The 2807-nt window shown below is 41.9% G+C and carries 1 protein-coding gene; it reads left to right on the top strand.

Going from position 1 to position 2807, the window contains the following annotated elements; translation table 11 throughout:
• Positions 1 to 123: 123 nt before the first annotated feature.
• Positions 124 to 2807 (top strand): transporter substrate-binding domain-containing protein (locus tag BCT81_RS17895; RefSeq protein WP_102425332.1); only part of this gene is annotated, 2684 nt, incomplete at its 3' end.

Raw genomic sequence — 2807 nt, 5'->3', positions numbered from 1 at the left:
ATATAGGGACATCCTAATTAATATATAGAATAATGTGTTGATAGAGGTGGTATCGCGTAGTAATAATAGAGATATTGCTAGCGTGTTACATTTCTAAGCTAGTGGTTATTCAAGGATAGAATAATGACAAACACAAAAATCTCATTACGGGTGACCGTTGGCGGGATGTTTTTACTTGCAACGGTACTTACGGCAATTGTTGCTGTATCACTTCAATATTACTTCAGTAAAAAGATGGCGACTGAGCATACCTTGTCAAAACTGACGATGGTGTCTCAAGACTTAAGTGACTATATAGGTAACGTCGACTCAGACGCGATTAACACAGCACGCTTGCTCTCTGCTGTGCATCGATCTATCAGCCATCAAATATCCAGAGAAGAGTCGCGTGGGATTCTTTCTGAGGCGATAAAAGATAATCCTCTCTTCTACAGCATTTATATCGGTTCATCTAACGACAACTTTTTCCAAATTATTAACTTGGAATCATCACCGCATGTTAGAGATAAAATAGGCGCACAGAATAGCGACCGTTGGGTAGTCATTGAAATCCGTAACCAAGATCTAGGTAGGATTCGTACCACCAAATTCTATGATTTGGATTTTAATCTTAGAGATTCTAAGACAGAGCCAAGCAACTACTTTCCAACCACAAGACCTTGGTATGTCTCTGCCAATACCGAGACTGTCGAGAAAACCCAGCCTTATTTGTTTCAACACCTTCAAATCACTGGCCAAACATATTCATTAGCGTTTGAATCCAAAGCAGTAAGCGACGCTCAACATGTGATAGGGATTGATATTGTTCTGTCTTCGTTAGCGAGTAAGTTGTCTGCGAGTGCGTTGGATTTAGATGAAGACAGTAAAGTTGAGTCTTTCCTTTATTCAAGGTCAGGCAACATCATCGCGTCTAATCGCAATTATCAGTCGAGTAACACACTCCCTCAAGCTAACCAAATTAACTGGTCTTCACAGCATCAAACCATAATAGACAATACATCGCCTCTATTGTTTTCAAATCAAAGTGATTGGGGACCGATGGATTTTTCAGTATCAGGAAAACCACACGGTTATGCGATTGATCTATTGAAAATGATCAGTGAGATGAGTGGAGTTCAGTTCGAATTTGTAAATGGCTTCTCGTGGGCGGAGTTAACTGGCAAGTTCCAAGAGGGAAGTATTGATGGCTTACACTCGGTTCAAAATTACGAAAGTAACGGTATCATCGGCTTATACACTGACCCGATTTATGAACTACCGTTTGCTTTAGTCACGAAACGTGATGCTCCAGCCGTAAGGAACTACCAAGAGCTTGATGGTAAGAGCGTCGCTATTTTATCAGGGTGGTCAATTACACCGAAATTAAGATCTGACTTCCCAAACATTAGGCTTTTGGAGTTTACGGATATTGAGGCAGCGCTAGACGCTGTCGACAACGAAGAGGTTTTTGCGGTAATTGATGTTAAGCCTGTACTGTCATTTTCATTGGATAAGTTCTTCCATCAGAACTTGAAAGTAAGTGAAGCGCTGCTTGATCTAAAAACAGACTATCCTAATCACTTCCATATCGTTTTGCAGAATAAACACCAACAGCTGTTACCTATCATTAATCAAGCCATCAAGTCGCTTACTGATGAACAGAAAATAGCGTTAGCTCAAAAGTGGTTTGATCATCAGGCTTTCAATGTAGGTACGACGATTCCTTACACCGAGCTCTATGAAAAAACCGCAACAGCGAGTGTTGAAGGTGAGATGGTTGAGCTAAAACTCAATGGTGAACTTAAACACCTATATTTGAAGAAGATCGATACGGGTGAGCATTACTCAGAGTACTTTGCGGTAGCCATCCCAGAAGCTGAGATATACAGCGCAGTTAATAAGAGAGTTGCGACTTCGATCGGTGTGACCGTTCTATTAATGAGCCTCACCTTGCCTGTAGCGTGGGTCTTTGGTGCGCCGATTGTTCGGCCAATACGTCAGCTAAAAGCTGAAACCAACAAGGTAAAGCAGCGTAACTATGACAATGTGACCGTACTTGATACACGTATAAAAGAGGTATGGGAGCTATCTGTCGCGGTTAAAGACATGTCTGCGGAAATAAAGCAGCACGAACAAACTCAGGAAGCCTTCGTCGAATCCTTTATCAAACTTATCGCGCAAGCTATCGATGATAAGTCTGCTTATACTGCAGGACATTGTAACCGTGTACCTGAGCTCGGATTGATGTTGGCAGAAGCGGCTGAAAAATCTCAATCAGACTACTTTAAAGACTTTAAATTTGAAAATGACGATGAACGTCGTGAATTTAGAATCGCCGCGTGGCTGCATGATTGCGGAAAGATCACAACACCTGAACATATCGTGGATAAAGGCTCTAAGCTAGAAGCGAATTACAACCGTATCCATGAGGTGAGAACACGATTTGAAGTGCTTTGGCGTGACGCAGAAATTACGGCTTTGCGGAAGCAACTTGAAGGCGAGTTACCAACCGATCAGATAGCTGAAGAGTTAGCTATAACCAAGCAAAAGCTACAAGACGATTTTACGTTTATCGCGACATCTAATGTGGGTGGTGAATTTATGAGTGATGATAAGGTCGCCCGTATTCGTTCTATCGCTGAAACGACTTGGACGCGTAACTTTGATGACCAGTTGGGTTTATCGCCAATAGAAGCGATGAATCGGGTACCGAATTCAAGCTTACCCGCTATAGAGCAGCTTTTAAGTGATAGACCAGAACACATAGTGAAACGAGATAGACCATTAGAGTTCGATCCAAAGCATCAGATAAAAATGGATGTACCTGA

This window comes from Vibrio sp. 10N.261.52.A1, from assembly GCF_002876325.1.
GTDB lineage: Bacteria > Pseudomonadota > Gammaproteobacteria > Enterobacterales > Vibrionaceae > Vibrio > Vibrio chagasii.
Note: the sequence above shows the minus strand (reverse complement) of the source record. Positions and strands in the feature narration are given on the sequence as shown.